Annotated in this window: 15 protein-coding genes; 6 read left to right on the top strand and 9 right to left on the bottom strand. The window is 73.0% G+C overall.

Translation table 11 applies throughout. The features are described 5' to 3' along the window. Positions 1-2 precede the first annotated feature (2 nt). Positions 3-1,970, bottom strand: coding sequence for an FAD-dependent oxidoreductase (locus tag CA12_RS05905; RefSeq protein WP_145357942.1), 1,968 nt, complete (start codon positions 1,968-1,970; stop codon positions 3-5). Positions 1,971-2,015: 45 nt separating this feature from the next. Between CA12_RS05905 and CA12_RS05900 the strand changes: the two genes are divergently transcribed. After that, complete coding sequence (locus CA12_RS05900) at positions 2,016-2,309, top strand: hypothetical protein (protein ID WP_145357941.1); 294 nt, start codon at positions 2,016-2,018, stop codon at positions 2,307-2,309. A gap of 19 nt (positions 2,310-2,328) precedes the next feature. Here CA12_RS05900 and CA12_RS05895 read toward each other — a convergent pair whose 3' ends face one another. The 6 genes from CA12_RS05895 to CA12_RS05870 all read right to left on the bottom strand — a co-directional run bounded on the left by CA12_RS05895 (position 2,329) and on the right by CA12_RS05870 (position 8,367). Further along, complete coding sequence (locus tag CA12_RS05895) at positions 2,329-3,750, bottom strand: phage portal protein (protein WP_145357940.1); 1,422 nt, start codon at positions 3,748-3,750, stop codon at positions 2,329-2,331. Between the two features lie 144 nt (positions 3,751-3,894). Then, positions 3,895-5,451, bottom strand: a complete 1,557-nt coding sequence (locus CA12_RS05890; RefSeq protein ID WP_145357939.1) for a terminase large subunit domain-containing protein — start codon at positions 5,449-5,451, stop codon at positions 3,895-3,897. Then, positions 5,444-5,854 (bottom strand): hypothetical protein, encoded by a 411-nt coding sequence (locus CA12_RS05885; RefSeq protein WP_145357938.1) that lies wholly within the window; start codon positions 5,852-5,854, stop codon positions 5,444-5,446. Before CA12_RS05885 ends, CA12_RS05890 begins: the two co-directional genes overlap by 8 nt. Then, on the bottom strand, positions 5,847-7,268 hold the full coding sequence (locus tag CA12_RS05880) for an AAA family ATPase (RefSeq protein WP_145357937.1): 1,422 nt from the start codon (positions 7,266-7,268) through the stop codon (positions 5,847-5,849). Before CA12_RS05880 ends, CA12_RS05885 begins: the two co-directional genes overlap by 8 nt. Positions 7,269-7,343: 75 nt before the next feature. Continuing rightward, the gene (locus CA12_RS05875) at positions 7,344-7,988 is read right to left on the bottom strand and encodes a ParB N-terminal domain-containing protein (protein WP_145357936.1); all 645 of its coding nucleotides are present in this window, start codon (positions 7,986-7,988) and stop codon (positions 7,344-7,346) included. Between the two features lie 61 nt (positions 7,989-8,049). Continuing rightward, positions 8,050-8,367, bottom strand: coding sequence for a hypothetical protein (locus CA12_RS05870; protein ID WP_145357935.1), 318 nt, complete (start codon positions 8,365-8,367; stop codon positions 8,050-8,052). 241 nt (positions 8,368-8,608) lie between these two features. Here CA12_RS05870 and CA12_RS05865 point away from each other — a divergent pair, with 241 nt between their 5' ends. The 4 genes from CA12_RS05865 to CA12_RS05850 all read left to right on the top strand — a co-directional run bounded on the left by CA12_RS05865 (position 8,609) and on the right by CA12_RS05850 (position 12,477). After that, a complete protein-coding gene (locus CA12_RS05865; protein WP_145357934.1) occupies positions 8,609-9,793 on the top strand; it encodes a ThiF family adenylyltransferase in 1,185 nt (394 codons plus the stop codon). Positions 9,794-9,912: 119 nt separating this feature from the next. Beyond that, on the top strand, positions 9,913-10,683 hold the full coding sequence (locus CA12_RS05860; protein WP_145357933.1) for a hypothetical protein: 771 nt from the start codon (positions 9,913-9,915) through the stop codon (positions 10,681-10,683). A gap of 157 nt (positions 10,684-10,840) precedes the next feature. Beyond that, positions 10,841-11,731 (top strand): hypothetical protein, encoded by an 891-nt coding sequence (locus CA12_RS05855; protein ID WP_145357932.1) that lies wholly within the window; start codon positions 10,841-10,843, stop codon positions 11,729-11,731. Continuing rightward, the gene (locus tag CA12_RS05850; RefSeq protein WP_145357931.1) at positions 11,728-12,477 is read left to right on the top strand and encodes a hypothetical protein; all 750 of its coding nucleotides are present in this window, start codon (positions 11,728-11,730) and stop codon (positions 12,475-12,477) included. Before CA12_RS05855 ends, CA12_RS05850 begins: the two co-directional genes overlap by 4 nt. A 482-nt stretch (positions 12,478-12,959) precedes the next feature. On the opposite strand, the gene CA12_RS05845 is transcribed toward CA12_RS05850, so the two are convergent. Next, positions 12,960-13,337 (bottom strand): Rieske (2Fe-2S) protein, encoded by a 378-nt coding sequence (locus tag CA12_RS05845; protein WP_145357930.1) that lies wholly within the window; start codon positions 13,335-13,337, stop codon positions 12,960-12,962. Between the two features lie 98 nt (positions 13,338-13,435). On the opposite strand from CA12_RS05845, the gene CA12_RS05840 reads away from it, so the two are divergent. Further along, complete coding sequence (locus CA12_RS05840) at positions 13,436-14,539, top strand: glycosyltransferase family 4 protein (protein WP_165700584.1); 1,104 nt, start codon at positions 13,436-13,438, stop codon at positions 14,537-14,539. Between the two features lie 284 nt (positions 14,540-14,823). Here CA12_RS05840 and CA12_RS05835 read toward each other — a convergent pair whose 3' ends face one another. Next, complete coding sequence (locus tag CA12_RS05835) at positions 14,824-16,356, bottom strand: hypothetical protein (protein ID WP_145357928.1); 1,533 nt, start codon at positions 16,354-16,356, stop codon at positions 14,824-14,826. Positions 16,357-16,516 lie beyond the last annotated feature (160 nt).

Raw genomic sequence — 16,516 nt, 5'->3', positions numbered from 1 at the left:
AGTCAGTTGCGGACAGGCGCGTCCCGGCTCCCCCATAAGCGGCGGACGAACTCCCCGCGGGTCGTCGCTTCGTCCAGGCCCGCCGCATGGGGGGCGAACTTGGCGGCCAGTTCGGTCCAGGCCTGGCGGACGAAGGGGGTCAGCGGGGCGTCCGGACTGAAGCTGTGGGCGGGGTAGGCCTCGTGGTATTGGCCGGCGATGCGGGGGCCGCGGGTTCCGTATTTGGTCGGCGGGCGGGAGGGGTCGCGGTCGAGGGGCGTCAGGCCGCCAGCGCTGCCCCACCACTGCACCGCCGGGAACAGCGGGTCGCTCGGGGGGACGTCCGCGACGTAAATCGTCGCCGAGCCCGCCGCGTGCAATCGCTCCCGCACCGCCGCCGCGGGGATCGCCGTCAACGCGGCGCCGGGTCCGTCGTTCCCCTCGTTCAACTCCTCGGCCAGGGCGATCGTCTCGCCGGCCGCTTCGCCCAGCGCCGCCCAGATCGGCTCCAACCGCAGGGCGCAGAACCCCACGTGCGACGCAGAGCAGGCCACCGGGACCGCCAGGTTCGCCACGTCGTTCGTCAGCACGGTTCCCAGCGGCACCTGATAGGGCGCCGCCCCGCCGCCGAGTTGCCCGGTGTGCTCCCCGTCGTACCGCGTGCCGGTGCGGCCGGTGCCGTGGCTGCTGGGGCCGTAGTCGCCCACCGCGATCGAATCCGGCTGGAACCGGGCCCGGGCGTCGCCGGGGCGTTCCGGTTCGAAATCGTTCTGGGTGAAGACGGCGGCGCCCTCGATCCGCCGCGCCTCCCGCACATAGAGCTGCTCGGGCAGGTGGCCGTTCGTGGGGTATTCGTCCTTGCACCAGCCCCAGGCGCGGGCGTCTTCGGCGAACTCGGCCGGCACGGCGGGGTCGTTCTGGAGGAAATAGAGCATGCCGACGTTGTGGCGGACGTGATCGGCATAAATCTCGCCGCGGCGGGCGGGGTCGGCGGTGGGCCAGTCGTCGTTCACCGTGGGCAGCGACAGCCGGATCGGCGTCCCGTCGACGTCGTTCAGATCCCGCTTGCCGTTCGGCAGCACGGGGCTCTGCGCCTTATAAAAGCCCCCGCCGATGCCGCCCTTCGGGTCGCAGAACACCCGCTTCACCCGGCCGCCGTTTAAGGTCTCCAACAGCGGCAGATAGTCGTTGCGGTCGTAGCCCGGGGGGGCCTCGACGGGGGCGGCGTTCGCCCCGTCGGCCGGCTGCTCCCCGGGGGTGATTTTGACGGCGGAGGCGCCCTCGCCGGTGCGGGTGGCCGTCAGGCGGAAGTTATAGGCCTGCACCCGGTCGTCCGGCTCTCCCGGGGCGAGGGACTCGCCGTATTCGTCCCGCCCCTCCCGCCCCACGCGGAACGGCACGCCGGCCGCCGCGGCGAGGTCGCCCTCGTAGGTCCCGTCGACGAAATAGGCCCCGGAGAGCGTCTCCGCCGGCCCCACGGCCGGTTCGTAGGGGCCGGTGGCGGTGTCCGCGACCGGCTCGAACGTCGCCGAGACGATCCGCCGCCCGCCGTTCTCCGTCGGTTCCGTCTGAACCGAAACGACCCGCCGCCGCGTGAGCACGACGATGTTGGAATGCTCCGCGAGCATCGCCCGCAACACCTCCAGGGCCACCCCCGGCCCGGCGTGCGTGCCGCGGAGGCTGTCCTTCACCTGCTGCGAATCCGGGCCGTATTGCTCGGCGTAATACCGTTCGGTCCGCCGGGTGAAGTCGAGGAAGAACCCGGTCAGGGCCTCGAACGCGTGGAAGTCCGGGTGGGTCAGGCCGTTCGTCGCCATCCCGCCGATCCAGCCGTAGGGCGTGACGACCGTCACCGGCCGATCCGGATTCCGCCGGGCCGCGGCGACCGCCGCCGCCAACCCGCCTGGCGTGGCGCCGTAGACGACGACGCCGGCGTCCGCGGCCGGTGGACCGGCGGCCGGGACGAGCAGCAGAGCGAGAGCGGCGAGCATGGCGGGGGGAACCGTGGGGGCAAGTCAGGGCGTTAGGATGAGAAAATGGACGGCCCGGCAGAAGCGATCATCACCGTGTACCGGGTGCGGCCGCGGTCGCACCCGCCTTGGCTCGAGGTCGAAGCGACGCTCGACGCCGGGGAGGTCCGGCCCGGGATGTTCCTGCACATCCCGATGAACTGTCTGCTCAACCTGACGGTCCCGATCGCCGCGGTCGAGCCCGTCGGAGCCCGACTGCGGCTCGAATTAGACTGCGACGACGAACTCGATGCGGACCTCGTCGCCGCCTTTAACTTTGCGGGGGAGACTCTGTGGGTCCTCGAGACGGGGGAGCGGTGAGCCCGCCGGACGCACGGCCTTACTCGCCGACCTCCGCCTGAAGCTCCCGCCGCATCCGCTGCGGGTCGACGCCCTCCCGCCGGGCCAGTTCCGCCCGGCTCAGCACGCCGGCCCGGACCAGCTGCACGTCGGCCCCGCGTTCGGCCGGGCGGTCGCGGTGGGCCAGCTCGGCGAAGGTGAACTCCGGCGCCAACCCGGCGACGGCCGCTTCGCTCAGAACCCCACGGGCGACCGCGTCGGCGGCCAGCAGCGCCCACAGCCGGGCCAGGGCGGCGGCGAAGAAGCGTTGCTCCGCCGCGAACCGCTTCACCGCCGGGCCCTCCGCCGCCATCGTGCTGGCGTAGTTCGCGTTGGAGGCGTCGGCGGTCAGCATGAACTCCGGCAGCCCCACCCCCGCCGCGGCCCCCAGCAGCAGCGCCCGGCCGATCTGACTCGCTTCCGCAAAGCTACTTTTCGGGGCGAGGAACTCCAGGTTCGTGGTGTCCGGCGTGGTCAGGATCGAACCGGGGGCGAACACCCCCCGGTCCGCCCGCGCCCCGGCCAGATCGCCGGCCGCACCGTCGGTGTCCCCGTAGGCGCTCACGTTCCCCTGCACCTTACGCCACAGCACCACCGAGGCCTGCACCCGCCGGGCAGTCAGTTCCGTTTCGAGCCATTCGGCGTGCCGCGTCAGCGGGGCGATCAGCGGGGCCAGCACGCTTACGCCGCGGACCTCCGCGTCGTCCGCCCCGGCCTTCACGTGCAGCACTTCGGAGGCGGGGATCGTCTCCACGTGCTCCGCGCTGGTCGGGTCAATCCGCAGGTACGCCACCGGCGTGACGGCGTCCGCCGGGTCCGTCAGCACGCCCAGCCCGTCCGGCCGCTCCCGCGTCGGGCCGATCTCCTCCGGATCGAGGAACCGCGCCGCCGGCACGTCCCCGGCTCCCCCGTTCAGGCCGTGACGGGGGAAGAACCGCACGAAGGCCTCGCCGTCCCGCCAGACGCGCACCGCCAACTCTCCCAGCGTGACGTGCGGCCCGTTCGCCTCCCAGAAGCGACGCCACAGGGCTCGCAACTCCTTGTCTCCCGGCAGAGAGTCATTGTCTCCCCGGTTGACTCCCGCAGAAGTCGGCCGGCGGGCGTGGGAGAGCGTTGCCCCGGGGCCGACGACGTACGCCTCCAACACCCGCAGGGCGTTCTTGGCATACGGGTTCTCCGCGGCGAGTTCCCGGGCGGCGACGCGGGTTTCCGCCGCCGACAGCCGCCCCGGGGCGCTGCGGGAGGGGCGGGCCGTTCCCACCTCCGCCCAGCCGGCGTCGGCGGACGGGGCGGCGTCGTTCAGCGAATAGGCGGACGGTCGCCCGGCGCCTTCCAGCAGCGCGACGGCCCGCTCTCGGGCCAGCCGATCCCCCTTCGCTTTGAGGGCCGCGGCGGCGAGAGCGTCTTTGAACAAGGTGAACATGGGATGTCGAGTCGTGGAAGGAGGTGTGGAGTACGAAGCAGGAGGCCACCAACCCGAAGCGTCAGCGAGGGCCGCGGCGCAGCCGCGGGACTTGGATGTCGGGCCGCGCCCGACGCCCTCGTGGGCACTTCGGGTTGGTGGAGGTCAGAACGCCGGGGAGGACACGAACAGCGGCTCCGGGCCGGCCGGGCGGTCGTCGGACAGCGCCCAGACGGCCAGGCTGAGGGCGAAGGCCCGGTCGTCGTGGCCGCCGGAGGGATGGTCGAACCGCACCCGCCCGCCGGGCCGCTCGACCAGTTCCAGCGACCGCAGTTCGGCGGCGAGATCGTCGGTTGTCTCCGGCGTGTCTCCCGGTTGACTCCCGACGGACCCGGCCCCCGGCCGGAAGGCGAGGCGGCCGCCGTACACCGCGGTCCGCAGGGCGCGGGCGAGGTCGTCATTCCCGCGCCCGGCGGCGAAGGCGAAGCGTTCGACGCGTACCCGCCCCGCCAGCCGCTGGGTCAGCCCGGCGAGCTGGTATTCGTCCGCCACCACCCGCACGCCGGGGTACTTCGCGGCGACCTCCGTGATCCAGCGCTCCACCCACGCAACCGGCACCGGCCGGTCCGGGGCGGGGGCGGCGACGTCCAGCCGGTCGACGACGATCCGCCCGCTCCGCGGGCAGCGATGGGCCACGCAGCAGGCGGTTCGGTCGCGCTTCTCGCCGTAATCCACTCCCGCGGCGTACCGCACGCCGGGGCGGCCGGCGGGGTGCACCTCCAGCCCGGCGACCTCGCAGGCGGCGACCTCCGCGGGCGTGAAGAACGCCGCCGCGGAGTTCGCCTGCCACTCGTTCAGCCACAGCCGGGCGAACACCGGCGCGGGCAGCAGGGCCCGCTGCTCCGCGAGCGCCGCGGGCGTCACCCAGGGGGCGGACGGGCCGGGCAGCCGGCGGAACAGCCAGTCCGGCCGCGTCCGCGCCGCCTCCCGAGCCGTCCACCGCCAGTCGCGGCCCCAGCCGGCGTTCGTGAGGACAATCAGGAGACAACCGGGAGTCTTCGCCGCGCTCGACAGCAGCGAGTGCCACAGCCCGGCGTCGGACCAGTGGCAGAGTTCGTCGCAGATCACGAAGTCCGGCGTCAGCCCGTAACTGCTGCCCACGTCCCCGCTGATCACGTCCAGCCGGGCGCCGCTCGCCGGGTGGACGATCCGTGTCGCCCCGATCTTTAACTCGCCTAATAACTGCGGGTTCGCCCGCACCAGCCCCGCCAGCGCCGACCGCACGAGCCCCGCCTGATCCCGATCGGCCGCCGCGACGACCCCGCGGATCGGGCGGCGGGCGAACCGCAGCGCCCAGGCCAGCATGACCGCGGTATCCGCCGTTTTGCTATGCCCCCGCGGCCGCTCCAGCCACACCCGGCCGAGCGGCGGATCGGGCGCATGATAACCGGCCGGCAGCGGCGTCCCCGCGACCCGGCACCAGGCCGGGTCCAGCGCGACGAAATCGCTGCGCTGCCATGGCAACGCCGCCTCCCCGAGCGTCGGCCCGCCGGCGTCCAACCGCAGCGCCGCCCGAAACTCGCGCGGGTCCGCCGCGGCGGCTTCTAACTGTGCCGCCGTCCGCGCCGCCCGGCGGCGGGCCCGCTCCCGCCGCAGGCGGGACTTTGTATAAACGTACCGACGCGGCGGGGAAGTTTTTTGGGAAAGGATGAGGTCAGACATTCCACTGCTCCTCGTCCGAGGCGCCCATCGGGCCGTCCAGTTCGCAGGTCTCCTCGTCCACGGGCGCCGCCGGCGGGGGCGGGCGGAACTTTAAATAGAGGCTGCGATCGGCGGAGGCGCCGGACAACGCCTTTTGATAGGTGATCGCCAGCACGTTCAGGCTCCGCATGACGTCCAAGCGGCCGATCTGCACGGCGAGTTCGGCGTCCTCGGCGAGGGCGGCGAAGAAGGACAGCGGGTCGACCCCCGCGTCGGCGCAGGCCTTCTGCGGGGCGGCGCCGGCGGTCAGTGCCCGCACCACCGCGGCCCGTTGCTCCGCCGTCAGCGAGGTCGGGGCGAGCGGGTCCTCCGGCTCCTCGTCGAGGCCGGCGCCGAAGGGGCTTTGGGGGCTGTGGTCAGTCATCGCACGCCTCCAGTTCCTGCCGACGGCGGTCGCGGCGGTTCGCCTCCAGCACGGCGGGGGCGGAGCGGTTGTCGCGAATGAAATACGCCGGGGCCGCGTAGCGACTTTTGGCGTGCGAGGCGGCGGAGAGCGTGCCCTTTTTCTTCCCCCGCCCGCCGGCCCCGTAAATCGCGCTGTGCTGGCGGAGGTCGTTCGGCCTGCTCCCCCGTTTCGCAGGGGGATCGACCGGCGCCTTGACGAACCCGGCCCGCTCCAGGAACGGGTGCGTCTGGCCTAATTGGGTGAGGCTCTCCACCCACGGAAAGGGGCAGGCGTCGCAGGCGGCGGCGACGAACGGGGCCGCCAGCGAGCACCCCCGATACGTCGGGTGCAACACGACCCGGGCGAGCGTCACCAGTTGGGCGTTCATCGCCTTGAGGCCCGCCGAAGTCCACCGCGCGCCAGAGCCGAAGTACTGGTTGCGACCTCGCAGCGACAGCGGCGGCGAGCAGAACAACGCAATCCCCACCGGCTCCGCCTCATGCGGACTCTCGTCTGACGCATTTCTGACTCCCGGCTGACTCCCGTGCCACAGCATCACGCCGAATCGCACGATGCCGACGGTGTGGGCGCGGTAGTGCCAGTCGGCGAACGCCGGCCAGTCGCCGCGGGAGGCGGTCGTGAGGAACAGGTCCCCGGCGAAGGAGATCCGGCCGTCGAGATCGTCGTCGGCAAACAGCGGCCCCAGCCGCCGGCGGCCGGCGAGGGGGCGTTCGTGCTCCTCAAATTCGGCGGCGTCGGAGCGCGGCGGACCGGCGGAGCGGCAGCGGACGGCGTGGTGCGGGGCGAGGTCGGCGGCGAGGTCCTCGTGGGTGGTCGCCAGCAGGAAGCCCACCCCGGTCGCCGCGCACAGTCGGCGGACGTTGTGGGCCACCGCCGCGGCGAGGGTGCGGTCCAGCACAGCGGCGAACTCGTCGCAGACGACCGCCCCCGGTTCGTCGCTCAGGCGGGCCAGGCAGACGGCGAGGGCCAGGCGAAAGCGGAAGCGCTGGCCTTCGCTCAGCTCTGCCGGGGTGCGGAGCAGCAGGCGGGGTTCGGCCAGTCCGCACTTGGAAAGCAGGGCGCAGGCGGCGTCGAAGCCGAGCGGCAACGCGTCCGCCAGCGGGCGGTCCGGCAGGGCGAGGTCGTCGGCCCGCACGACGGGCCGGCCGTCCGCTTCGAGGCGGTCGGCGGCGGCCCGCAGCAGGGTGCTCTTGCCGGACCCGCTGGGCCCGGTGAACAGCGTGATCCGGCCGGGGCCGGCCTCAACGGGCAGGTTCTCGGCGACGGTGAGGCGGTCGGTCGGGTCGACGTCCAGCCCGAACGACGCCGCCACCCGGGCGGTGTTCAGGCTCCGCCGACGGGGGCGCAGCGGGTGCGAAACGGTGATTCGCATGGGGTCCGGTGGGGGTGAGGAGAGAGGGGTGATGGGGGAGGAGGCGAGCGGCGGGCGTCAGCCCGCCGAGCGTGTTCAGTCCGGTGCCCCGGTGACGTGCACCGTCAGGTCGTGATCGCCGACCAGGGCGTCGAGGTCCGGCCGCACGGCCGGCCAGCGGTCCGCCGGAACCTCCAGCGCCACGGCGACCGGCCGCGGGCCGGTCTCGTCGGCGTGCCCTTTCTGGGAGTCAGTAGAAGTCACGCTGGAGTCAATCGGGAGACATCCGCCCGGGCCGGCGGGTGTCATCAGCAGGGCGTCGAGTTGCTTCGGGTCGAAGCCGGTGAGGGCGGCGTCGAAGTCGGCGTCCGGCTTCAGGGCCTCGGCGGAGAGTTCGCCCAGCAGGTCGACCAGCCTGGGGCCGTCCCAGGACCCGCCGACGTCGGCGTTGTTCAGGGCGATGCAGAGGGCCTTTTCCTCGGCGTCCGGCAGGTCGACGACGACGCAGGGGGCCGTGTCGGGGCCGCCGTGCTCGGCGGCGTCGTGCTTCAGCACTTCCAACCGCTGATGACCGCCCACCAGCAGGCCGCTGCGGCGGTTATAAACGAGCGGCTGCACGAGCCCGAAGGCCCGCACGCTGGCGGCGAGCTTCCGCCACCCGGCGTCGCCGGGCTTCAACGCGATCCGCGGGTTGTGCGGGGCGGGCTTGAGAGAGGAGAGCGGGAGATGTTCGAGCAGCATGTTTTGTGAGGCGGATTGGGGATTGGGGATTGGGGATTGGGGATTGGGGATGGGGGATGGGCTATGCGTGCTCGTTCCTTCCGCCCTCCGCCTTCGCCCCTCCGCTTTCGTCGTCCCCGTCCCAGTCCGGGCGGAAGCGGGTTTGGAGGGAGCGGCGGGTGGAGTCGACGCCGCGGTTCACTTGGCGGCGGGTCAGGCCGAAGGCCAACGCGACGCGGTCCGGCGGCCAGCCGACGGCCTCGGTGAGGGCCAGCATCGCCAGGCTCTTCCAGCGGCGGCGGTCCTCGGCGGCGTACTCGGCCCGCACGCTGTTCCAGAACTGCTCGGGATCGCGGCGGGGCAACAGGGTTTTCGTCCCGCGGGACGTGACGACGGACATCGGCAAAGGCTTTCAGGGAAGGGGTTCAGCAGGGCTTAAGTGTTTGCGTGTACACTAATCTGTGCAGCGGCATTGTGGGGCGGCGGCGGGCGGGCGGGAAGACGGGTCCGGCCGATCGGTGGCCGAACGCCGCAAATGTTTGAGAATGGCCCGTCCGCCCCGCCCGGCGGGGTTTCCGCCCGTTTCGTTCCGGACCTCCGAAACCGTTCCGCCCGCCGGAAAAACCCGGATTTCGTCGCCCATGCCCGTTCCCCCCGACCCCGCCGCCGCGTCGTTCGAGCCGGGGGCGGAGCGGGCGATCTTGGCCGGGCGTTACCGCAAGCAGGCCCGGTTCGCCCCGCTGGGGGCGGCCGGTCAGGCCCGGTTGGCGGCGGGGCGGGTGTTGATCGTCGGCTGCGGGGCGACGGGCTCGGCGTTGGCCGAGACGCTGGTGCGGGCCGGCGTGGGATTAAAAGAATTCGGCGGCTGGGTGCGGCCGGTCGACCGGGATTTCGTGGAACTCTCCAACCTGGCCCGGCAGACGCTTTATACGGAGGCGGACGCCGCGGCCCGCACGCCCAAGGCGATCGCCGCGGCGGAGCGGCTGGCGAGGATTAATAGCGAAGTCGCCCTCGACCCGCGGGTGGAGGACGTGACGGCGGGCAATATTGAACGCCTCGCCGAGGGGGCGACGCTGCTGTTGGACGGCAGCGATAATTTCGAGGCCCGCTACCTGCTCAACGACCTCTCTTTAGAGACCGGCGTGCCGTGGGTCTATTGCGGGGCGGTGGGCGGCGGGGGGCGGGCGATGCCCGTGTTGCCGGGGCGGACGGCCTGCCTGCGGTGCGTGCTGCCGGACCCGCCGCCGCCGGGGGAGACGGAGACCTGCGACACCGCCGGCGTGATCCTGCCGGCGGTGAATATCGCGGCGAGCTTCGCCGCCGGGTTCGCCCTGAAGATCCTCGGCGGACTCAACGAGGGCGGCGCTGGGTTCTTGGCAGACCCGCATTTATTAATGATCGACGCCTGGGCCGGGACGGTGCGCAAAGTGGGCACGCGGGCGCTGTTTGAAAGCGGCGAGTGCCCGGCGTGCGGCGGCGGGCGGGCGGGCGGGGTTCCTGGCGCCGACGGGGGCGAACGCCTGTGGCTGCGGGGCGGGCGGGGGGCCGGCAGCGCCACGCTGTGCGGCCGGGGCGGGGTGCAATTGGCCGCGCCCCCGGGCGGGGCGAGCATTGATTTGGAATCGCTCGCAACCCGCTGGCGGCTGGCGGCGGGGGAGGGGGCGGTGCGGGCAAATCGCTTTCTGGCCGCGGTCCAGACGCCCCCGCTGGAGGCCGACGGCCCGCCCGGCGAGGTGACGATCTTCGCCGACGGCCGCGTGATCGTCACCGGCACCACCGACCCCGCCCGCGCCCGCCAGGCCGCCAGCGAGTGGGCGGGGGGCTGAGGGGGAATGGCGGACGGGAGAAGGCGGAAGGCGGAGGGGAGTCCGTCGCCGATCGCGGTGAACCGGTACGCTGTCGCCTTCCGCCGTCCGCCTTCGCCCTTCCGCCTTTAACTCTCCCGATGTCGCCCGAGTTCCCCGTGCCGGCCCGGACGCCGGTGGTGTCTTATCTGGCGCTGCGGCGGGCGGTGGGGGTGACGGGGCTGGCGTTTCCGGTCGTGTTGGTGGTCGGCGGCTGGCTGGTCGGCGTGCCGGTGCAGGACGACGTCAGCAGTTATTATCACACCCCGCTGCGGGACGTGTTCGTGGGCACGCTGTGCGGGGCGGCGGCGTTTTTATTCTGCTATCAGGGCGAGGGGCGGGCGGAGAACTGGACGGCGAACGTCGGCTGCGTCGCGGCGCTGGGCGCCGCCTTCTTCCCGATCGACGCCGACAGCGCCCCGCCCTACACCCGCACCCTGCCGGGCTTAATTCATTCGCTCTCCGGCGGGTTGTTCTTCCTCACGCTGGGCTGTTATTCGCTGGTGCACTTCCCCCGCGGCGGCGAGGACGACGGCGAGGAGGGGGGCGAACCGGCCGGGACGGGCGCCGCCCATCCGAAGGGCTGGTGGCGGAACGTGGTGTATCGGGTCAGCGGGATCGTGATTTTATTGGCGACGCCGGCGATGGGGGCCTATTTATTTCTGTTCCCGGACGCCTGGCGGGAGGCCTGCGATCGGTGGAACGCGCTGTTCTGGCTGGAGGGAACCGCGGCGTGGGCCTTCGCGGCGGCGTGGCTGACGAAGGGCCGAGCGATCGGGGCGGAACTGGCCCTGGACCTGCTGGCGCTGGCGGAGGGCCGCCTGCCGGGGCCGCTGCGCCCGCCGGACGCCCCCGGCCGGCCCCGCCGCTGAGCGGGCGTTTCTGGACTGTCGTCTTTGGACTGTCGTTTGGAGGTCGGCGGCTGCCCCGCGTTCTCCCGAGGGCGGGGGCGGCGTCGGCGGCGTTGCTGATTCGGGGCGGCGGCTCCACAATCCCCCGGCCCCGCTGTCTCTTTCCGCAACGCTCCCGATGGCCGACGATCCCTGGGCCGACGACCCCCACGACCCCGATCAATACGGCGGGGACGCGCCCAACCCTGAGGACGGCCCGCACGCCGACCTGGGCACCTACGCCTCGGACCGGGAGGTGCAGGCGCCCAACCCGCAGAAGTCGATGGGCACGGGGGTGAAGATCCTCGTGGCGCTGCTGATCGGCGGCGGCCTGCTGGCGCTGCTCTGCTGTTGCGGGGGCTTCTGGGAGTTCAGCGCCAGCGGGATCACCAGCCCGGACGCCACCCCGGCCGGCGTGCGGGCGAAGACGGACGAGATCCTCACGATCGACATCCCGGACGATTTCAATCCGGAGATCAGTCTGGGCGGGGAGATCCCCGTCATGCGGTGGTTCGTCGACATGCGGATGGACGTCGCCGCGTACGCCGTGCCGGGCGGCGGCCAACTGATGTTGATGAAGCTCCGCGTGCCGCCGGGCCAGGATCAGGCCGCGATGGAGGCCCAGCTCAAGCAGAGCATGAACCAGAGCGGCAACAACCAGAACGTGCGGGTGGACGTGACGAGCACCGAGACCCGCACCCTCGTCACCGCCGACGGCCGGTCGATCGACTGGCAGTTCAGCGAGGGGACCGGCCGCGGCCCCGACGGCGGCGACCTGGGCGCCTTCCGCGAGGTCAAAGGCACCTTCGTCGACGGCACGGACGTTTACATTCTGAACCTCATGATCGCCGAGGACGAATACGACGAGGCCGAGATCGTTTCGATGCTCGAAAGTATCGAACTGGTCGACCCGCAAACCGAACCCGTCCCCCCCGGCAACGAGGACGTGATGGAGGAGGCCGAGGTCGAATCGGACGAGATCGAAGCCGTGAACGCCGGCGCCGAGTCCGGTGACGAGCCGGCCGAGTGACCGACGCCGAGCCCCAGCCCGCCGGAGAGCCCCCCGCCAACGCCCAGCCCGCGGCCCGCACGCCGGACGCGGCGCTGGCGGCGTCCTCGTCGGAGCCGACGCCGGACCCGCAGGCGCGGGCGTTCGCGTGGCTGTTCGGGGCGGCGGGGCTATGCGTGCTGGTGTGCTGCGGCGGCGGGCTGACTTGGGCGAACGGGGTGGAGAAGACGGACAGGCCGGAGCGGGTCCGCGAGATCTCCGCCGCCCTGTTCGCCGCGGAGATCCCGGAGCGGTTCGAGCCGGAGCAGGCCCTCGGCGTGCCGCCCCCGCCGATCGTGGGCTGGTTTCAGGAGGGGCGGACCGATCTGGTGGACTACGCCACCGCCGGCGGGGGGCGGCTGATCCTCTCCCGCCGCACCAACGACGACGTCGACCCGGCCGTCGCCGTCGCCGCGGCCGCCGCGGACCTGAACGGCTCCGCGGGGGGCGAGGCGGAAGTCCGCACCGTCGTGACGCGGGACGGCCGGGAGTACCCCGTCGCCCTCGGATCGACCGCCGCCCTGACCGCCGACGGCGACCTCCGCCCCGGCGACCCGGAACCGGGCGCCTCCGAACCGGGAACCCCCGCCGGCCCGGTGCGGCGTGCGTTCGGGATGTTCCGCGAGGGCAGCTCCAGCTACGTCGTGCAACTCACCCTGCCGGAGAGCGAGTACGACGAGGCGGAGGTGCTTGCCTTCTTGAAGTCCCTCGGCCCGGCGGACGAGTAAGCGCGTCGGCACCCTGCTCCCCTCGCCCCCTTTTGGGGGAGAGGGGTCGGGGGTGAGGGGGCAGTGATGCCCGCATGCCGTACACCGTCCCGTGTTCAGGATTGGCAGCCCGAGGCGCCAGCCGAGGCGTGCACACGTGGCAGGATCACCCGGCCTCGCTTGCGCTTCGGGCTCACACTCTCTGAGCGGCAGCGTGCGAACCGTGCGTCACCCTCACCCCCGGCCCCTCTCCCTCAAGGGAGAGGGGGGAAACTCGTGGCGAACGTGTCTCAGGCTCGGCTGATCCGTCCTCCCCTCTCCCCCCTTTTGGGGGAGAGGGGCCGGGGGTGAGGGGGCAGTGACGTCCGAGGACCGTTCACCGTCCGCTGACTCTCCCGTCACCCGGTTCGTCACGGCAGAGAGCGGGGGCGCAGGAACCGTGCCCACCCTCACCCCCGGCCCCTCTCCCTGAGGGAGAGGGGAGAACGCGGCCTCTGCCCGTTTCAGTCCGGGACGTGCACCAGGACGCGGCCGGCTTCGATCTTCACCGGGTAGGTTTCCACCCGGACCTTGCCCTTGGGGGCGTCGCACCATTTGCCGGTGCGGCAGTCGAACCGCCAGGCGTGTAGCGGGCAGACGACCGTCGCCCCGTGCACGTCCGGTTCGCCGTCCTCGCCGCAGCCGCCGGGTTCGAGATGGCCGTCCGACAGCGGCGCCCCGGCGTGCGGACAACTGTCCTCCATCGCCGTGAACGTCCCGCCGGCCGCGTCGCCGTTCGGCCCGGGGAGGTGGGCGACGGCGACGAAGGCCCCGTTCACCTCGAAGGCGCGGAGTTCGTTCGGCGGGATCTCCTCGACGGAGCAGACGTCTTCGTAGTTCAAGGCGGAAGGACGAAGGGGGAAGGCGGAGGGCGAACGTGGGACGGCCCGCCACTCTACAGTCCGTCGTCCCGTCCGCCCTCCGCCTGCCCCCCTCCGCCTTGTCGCTCCCCGTCGTCGCCGTGGCTTTCGAGTACCCCTCGCTGCACGGGGGGGAGCGTTCGTTTCTGGCGGTCTGCGGGCGGTTGCGGGAGCGGTTCGAACTCGTCGCCCTCGCCCCGCCGGACGGGCCGCTGGCGGGGGCGCTGGCCGCCGCGGGGCTGCCGCACATCGGTTGCGACGTGAAGGACCCGCCGGCCCTGCACGCCGCCCTCGCGGAAGTGCGTCCGGCGCTGTTGCACGGCAACAGCCTGAGCGTCGGCCGGGTTCTGGGACGGATGAAGGACGACCCGGAGGCCCCGCCGCCGTGCCCGGTGACGGCCCATCTGCGGGACATCCTGAACCTGTCGAACCGGGCCACGCGGGACCTCGGCCGGTGCGACGCGCTGGTGGCCGTCAGCGCCGCGACCCGCGACCACCACGTCGCCCGCGGCCTGCCGGCGGAGCGGGTCGCGGTCGTCCACAACGGCATCGACTCGGGGGCGTTCCTAGCGGGCGTGAACCGCGAGGGGGCGCGCTCCTCGGTCCGCGACGAACTGAACGTCCCCGCGGACGGCCCGCTGATTCTGAGCGTCGGTCAGATCGGTCTGCGGAAGGGCTGGGACGTGCTGGCGGAGGCCGCGGGGCTCGTCCGCTCCGAACCGGCGCCGCACTTCCTGGCAGTGGGCGAGCGCTGGAGCCGCAAGGACGAGAGCGTGCGGTTCGAGGCGGACGTCTTCGCCGCGTGGAACGAGAACGCCCCCGGCCGCGTGCACCGGCTGGGCGCTCGGACCGACGTGTCGCGGCTGCTCGCGGCGGCGGACCTGCTGGCGCACCCGGCCCGTCAGGAGCCGTTCGGCCGGGTGCTGTTGGAAGCGGCCGCCGCGGGGACGCCGATCGTCGCCACGGCCGTCGGCGGCACCCCGGAGATGCTGGGCGACGCCTGCGCCGCCGTGCCCCCCGACGACCCGGCGGCGCTGGCCGCGGCGCTCGACCGCCTACTGAACGACGCGGCGGAGCGCTCCCGCCTCGCCGACGCCGCCCGGCGGCGGGCGGACGGCTTCACCGTCGAGCGCTCCGCGGCGGGGCTGGCGTCGGTGTGGGAGGGGGTGATCGAGGGCCGGTGAGAACCCATCACATCGCCGCTCCGCCGTCCGCTTGCGGTTTCGCGGGGGCTGAGGGCTCTCCGGCACCCGCGAAACCGCAAGCGACGGCCCCGCTCGTCCCCCCTCGCCCCCTTTTGGGGGAGAGGGGCCGGGGGTGAGGGGGCTGTGACTACGAGCCCCGTTTGCGGTCCGTTCGCTCTCCCGTCGGCTGGGCGGTCAAGGCATGAGCGAAGGCGTGCGAACCGTACGTTCACCCTCACCCCCGGCCCCTCTCCCTCCAGGGAGAGGGGGGGACACGGCCGCCCTTACGGCAACAGCAGGAAGAAGGCCGCGAGGGCGGCGCCTTCCACGATCGCCCCCTCCGCCTCGAGCGGCGGCAGGTAGTTGTCGGCGAAGTCGTACTGGCGGCAGGGCGGGCAGTAGGGGGTGGCCCGCACCGGCACGCAGAAGGGTTGCGTCGCCGCCCACCAGGGCAGCAGCGGGACCGTGCCGAAGAAATGCGCCCCGGAGACCAGCGGCTGCACGCACGGCCCGCAGGAGACGCCGCACCGCTCCAGATTCGGGTCCTCGAAGTACAGCGGCCGGTGGGAAAAGCAGAAGGGCATCGCCAGCACCCGCGCCCGGGCCGCGTAGGGGGTGGCGTCCACGTCGCCGGCCGCCGCGAAGCAGGGGCCGACCGCGTCCTCCGGACGCTCCACGGTCCGGTATTCGGTCGGCACCAGCCGTTCGCAGGTCCCCGTTCGGTTCGGCACGGGCCGCACCGTCTTCGCCAGCACCGCCGTCGGCGAGTTCAACCCGGCGTCGATCTCCCGCAGCGGGGGGAACAGGCACTCGAGCCGGTCGCACACGCTCGCGTCGTCCGCGAAGACCGCGGCCTTGGCGGCGACGTCCGGGTCGTTCAGCCCGTCGCCCTCGTACGACTCCCGGCCTTCATACGGCGTTTCCTGCAGGACGAATCCGGACGCGGCGACCGCCTCGGCCGCCGGCTCCCCGAGGTCTGTGAACGAGTCCTCGAAGGCGAACTCCTCCGCAGAAGCGAACTCCCGGGCCGGGGCGAACTCCCGGGCCGGGGCGACGGCGACGAGGTCGGCGGGGGCGGGGGCAAGGGCGGTGAGCGTCGGCACGGGCTCCGGCGCCGGCTTCGCCGGGGCGGCCTCAGATTCGGGCGGGGCCTGGGCGTCGGCCCGGAGCGGCTCCGCCTCGGACCACCACGCCAACGCCGCGGCGCCGACGGCCGTGTGAAGGGTGGACGCCGGCGTCACCGCGGCGTCCACGAGCGGGGCGGGATCGGCGGGCGCCGCGGTCGGCATCGCGGCGAGCGTCTCCGTCGGACCGGCCGGACTGGTCGGACCGGCGGACCACCAGGCGAGGGCGGCGCCGTCGGCGGGCGCGTCGGCGTCCGCGGCGGCGGACTTCAGCGGGGCCGGGGCGCCCCGCCACCAGGCGAGGGCGCCGCGCTGCGAACCCGGGGCCGGGGTGTCGGCGGTCTCCTCGGACCACCAGGCCAACTCCTCGGCGAGGACGGACTGCTCCGCGGCGGTGCGGGGGGCGCGAACCGTCACCCAGGCGCCGGCGCCGTCGAGGGCGCCGGGGTCGTCAAACAGCTCCGGCGTGGCCGCCGCCTGTTCGAACGCCGCCGCCAGGGAGCGTTGCGGCCCGTCGGCCTCCTCGATCGTCGCCGCGGCCGCCGGGCCGAGCGCCCCGCCCCACGCCGTCGCCCCGGCCAGCAGCCCCGGGGCCAGCGTTTTCAGGCTGAATCGGTCGGGCAGCAGGGCCGCGAGCCGGCGCCGAGCCTCCCGGGCACGGTTCCGCGGGCGGCGGGCGGCGGGGCGGGACATGGGGGCGGCCGGGGACGGTGAAACGGAACCGGGACCGGCGCAATCCGGTCCCCCGGGTTCGGGTATCGGCTTGGGGGGTGACAGCGGTTCGGGTTGATTGGGAAAATCCCGATCCACGGCCTGTGCCGTCGTTTCGCTCCCGAAAGGAACTGAGTTCGCT

This window comes from Alienimonas californiensis, assembly GCF_007743815.1.
GTDB classification, from domain to species: domain Bacteria; phylum Planctomycetota; class Planctomycetia; order Planctomycetales; family Planctomycetaceae; genus Alienimonas; species Alienimonas californiensis.
Note: the sequence above shows the minus strand (reverse complement) of the source record. Positions and strands in the feature narration are given on the sequence as shown.

Coding starts and splice junctions, on each gene's coding strand:
- CA12_RS05905 (WP_145357942.1), bottom strand. CDS start 1,970: ATGCTCGCCGCTCTCGCTCTGCTGCTCGTCCCGGCCGCCGGTCCACCG.
- CA12_RS05900 (WP_145357941.1), top strand. CDS start 2,016: ATGGACGGCCCGGCAGAAGCGATCATCACCGTGTACCGGGTGCGGCCG.
- CA12_RS05895 (WP_145357940.1), bottom strand. CDS start 3,750: ATGTTCACCTTGTTCAAAGACGCTCTCGCCGCCGCGGCCCTCAAAGCG.
- CA12_RS05890 (WP_145357939.1), bottom strand. CDS start 5,451: ATGTCTGACCTCATCCTTTCCCAAAAAACTTCCCCGCCGCGTCGGTAC.
- CA12_RS05885 (WP_145357938.1), bottom strand. CDS start 5,854: ATGACTGACCACAGCCCCCAAAGCCCCTTCGGCGCCGGCCTCGACGAG.
- CA12_RS05880 (WP_145357937.1), bottom strand. CDS start 7,268: ATGCGAATCACCGTTTCGCACCCGCTGCGCCCCCGTCGGCGGAGCCTG.
- CA12_RS05875 (WP_145357936.1), bottom strand. CDS start 7,988: ATGCTGCTCGAACATCTCCCGCTCTCCTCTCTCAAGCCCGCCCCGCAC.
- CA12_RS05870 (WP_145357935.1), bottom strand. CDS start 8,367: ATGTCCGTCGTCACGTCCCGCGGGACGAAAACCCTGTTGCCCCGCCGC.
- CA12_RS05865 (WP_145357934.1), top strand. CDS start 8,609: ATGCCCGTTCCCCCCGACCCCGCCGCCGCGTCGTTCGAGCCGGGGGCG.
- CA12_RS05860 (WP_145357933.1), top strand. CDS start 9,913: ATGTCGCCCGAGTTCCCCGTGCCGGCCCGGACGCCGGTGGTGTCTTAT.
- CA12_RS05855 (WP_145357932.1), top strand. CDS start 10,841: ATGGCCGACGATCCCTGGGCCGACGACCCCCACGACCCCGATCAATAC.
- CA12_RS05835 (WP_145357928.1), bottom strand. CDS start 16,356: ATGTCCCGCCCCGCCGCCCGCCGCCCGCGGAACCGTGCCCGGGAGGCT.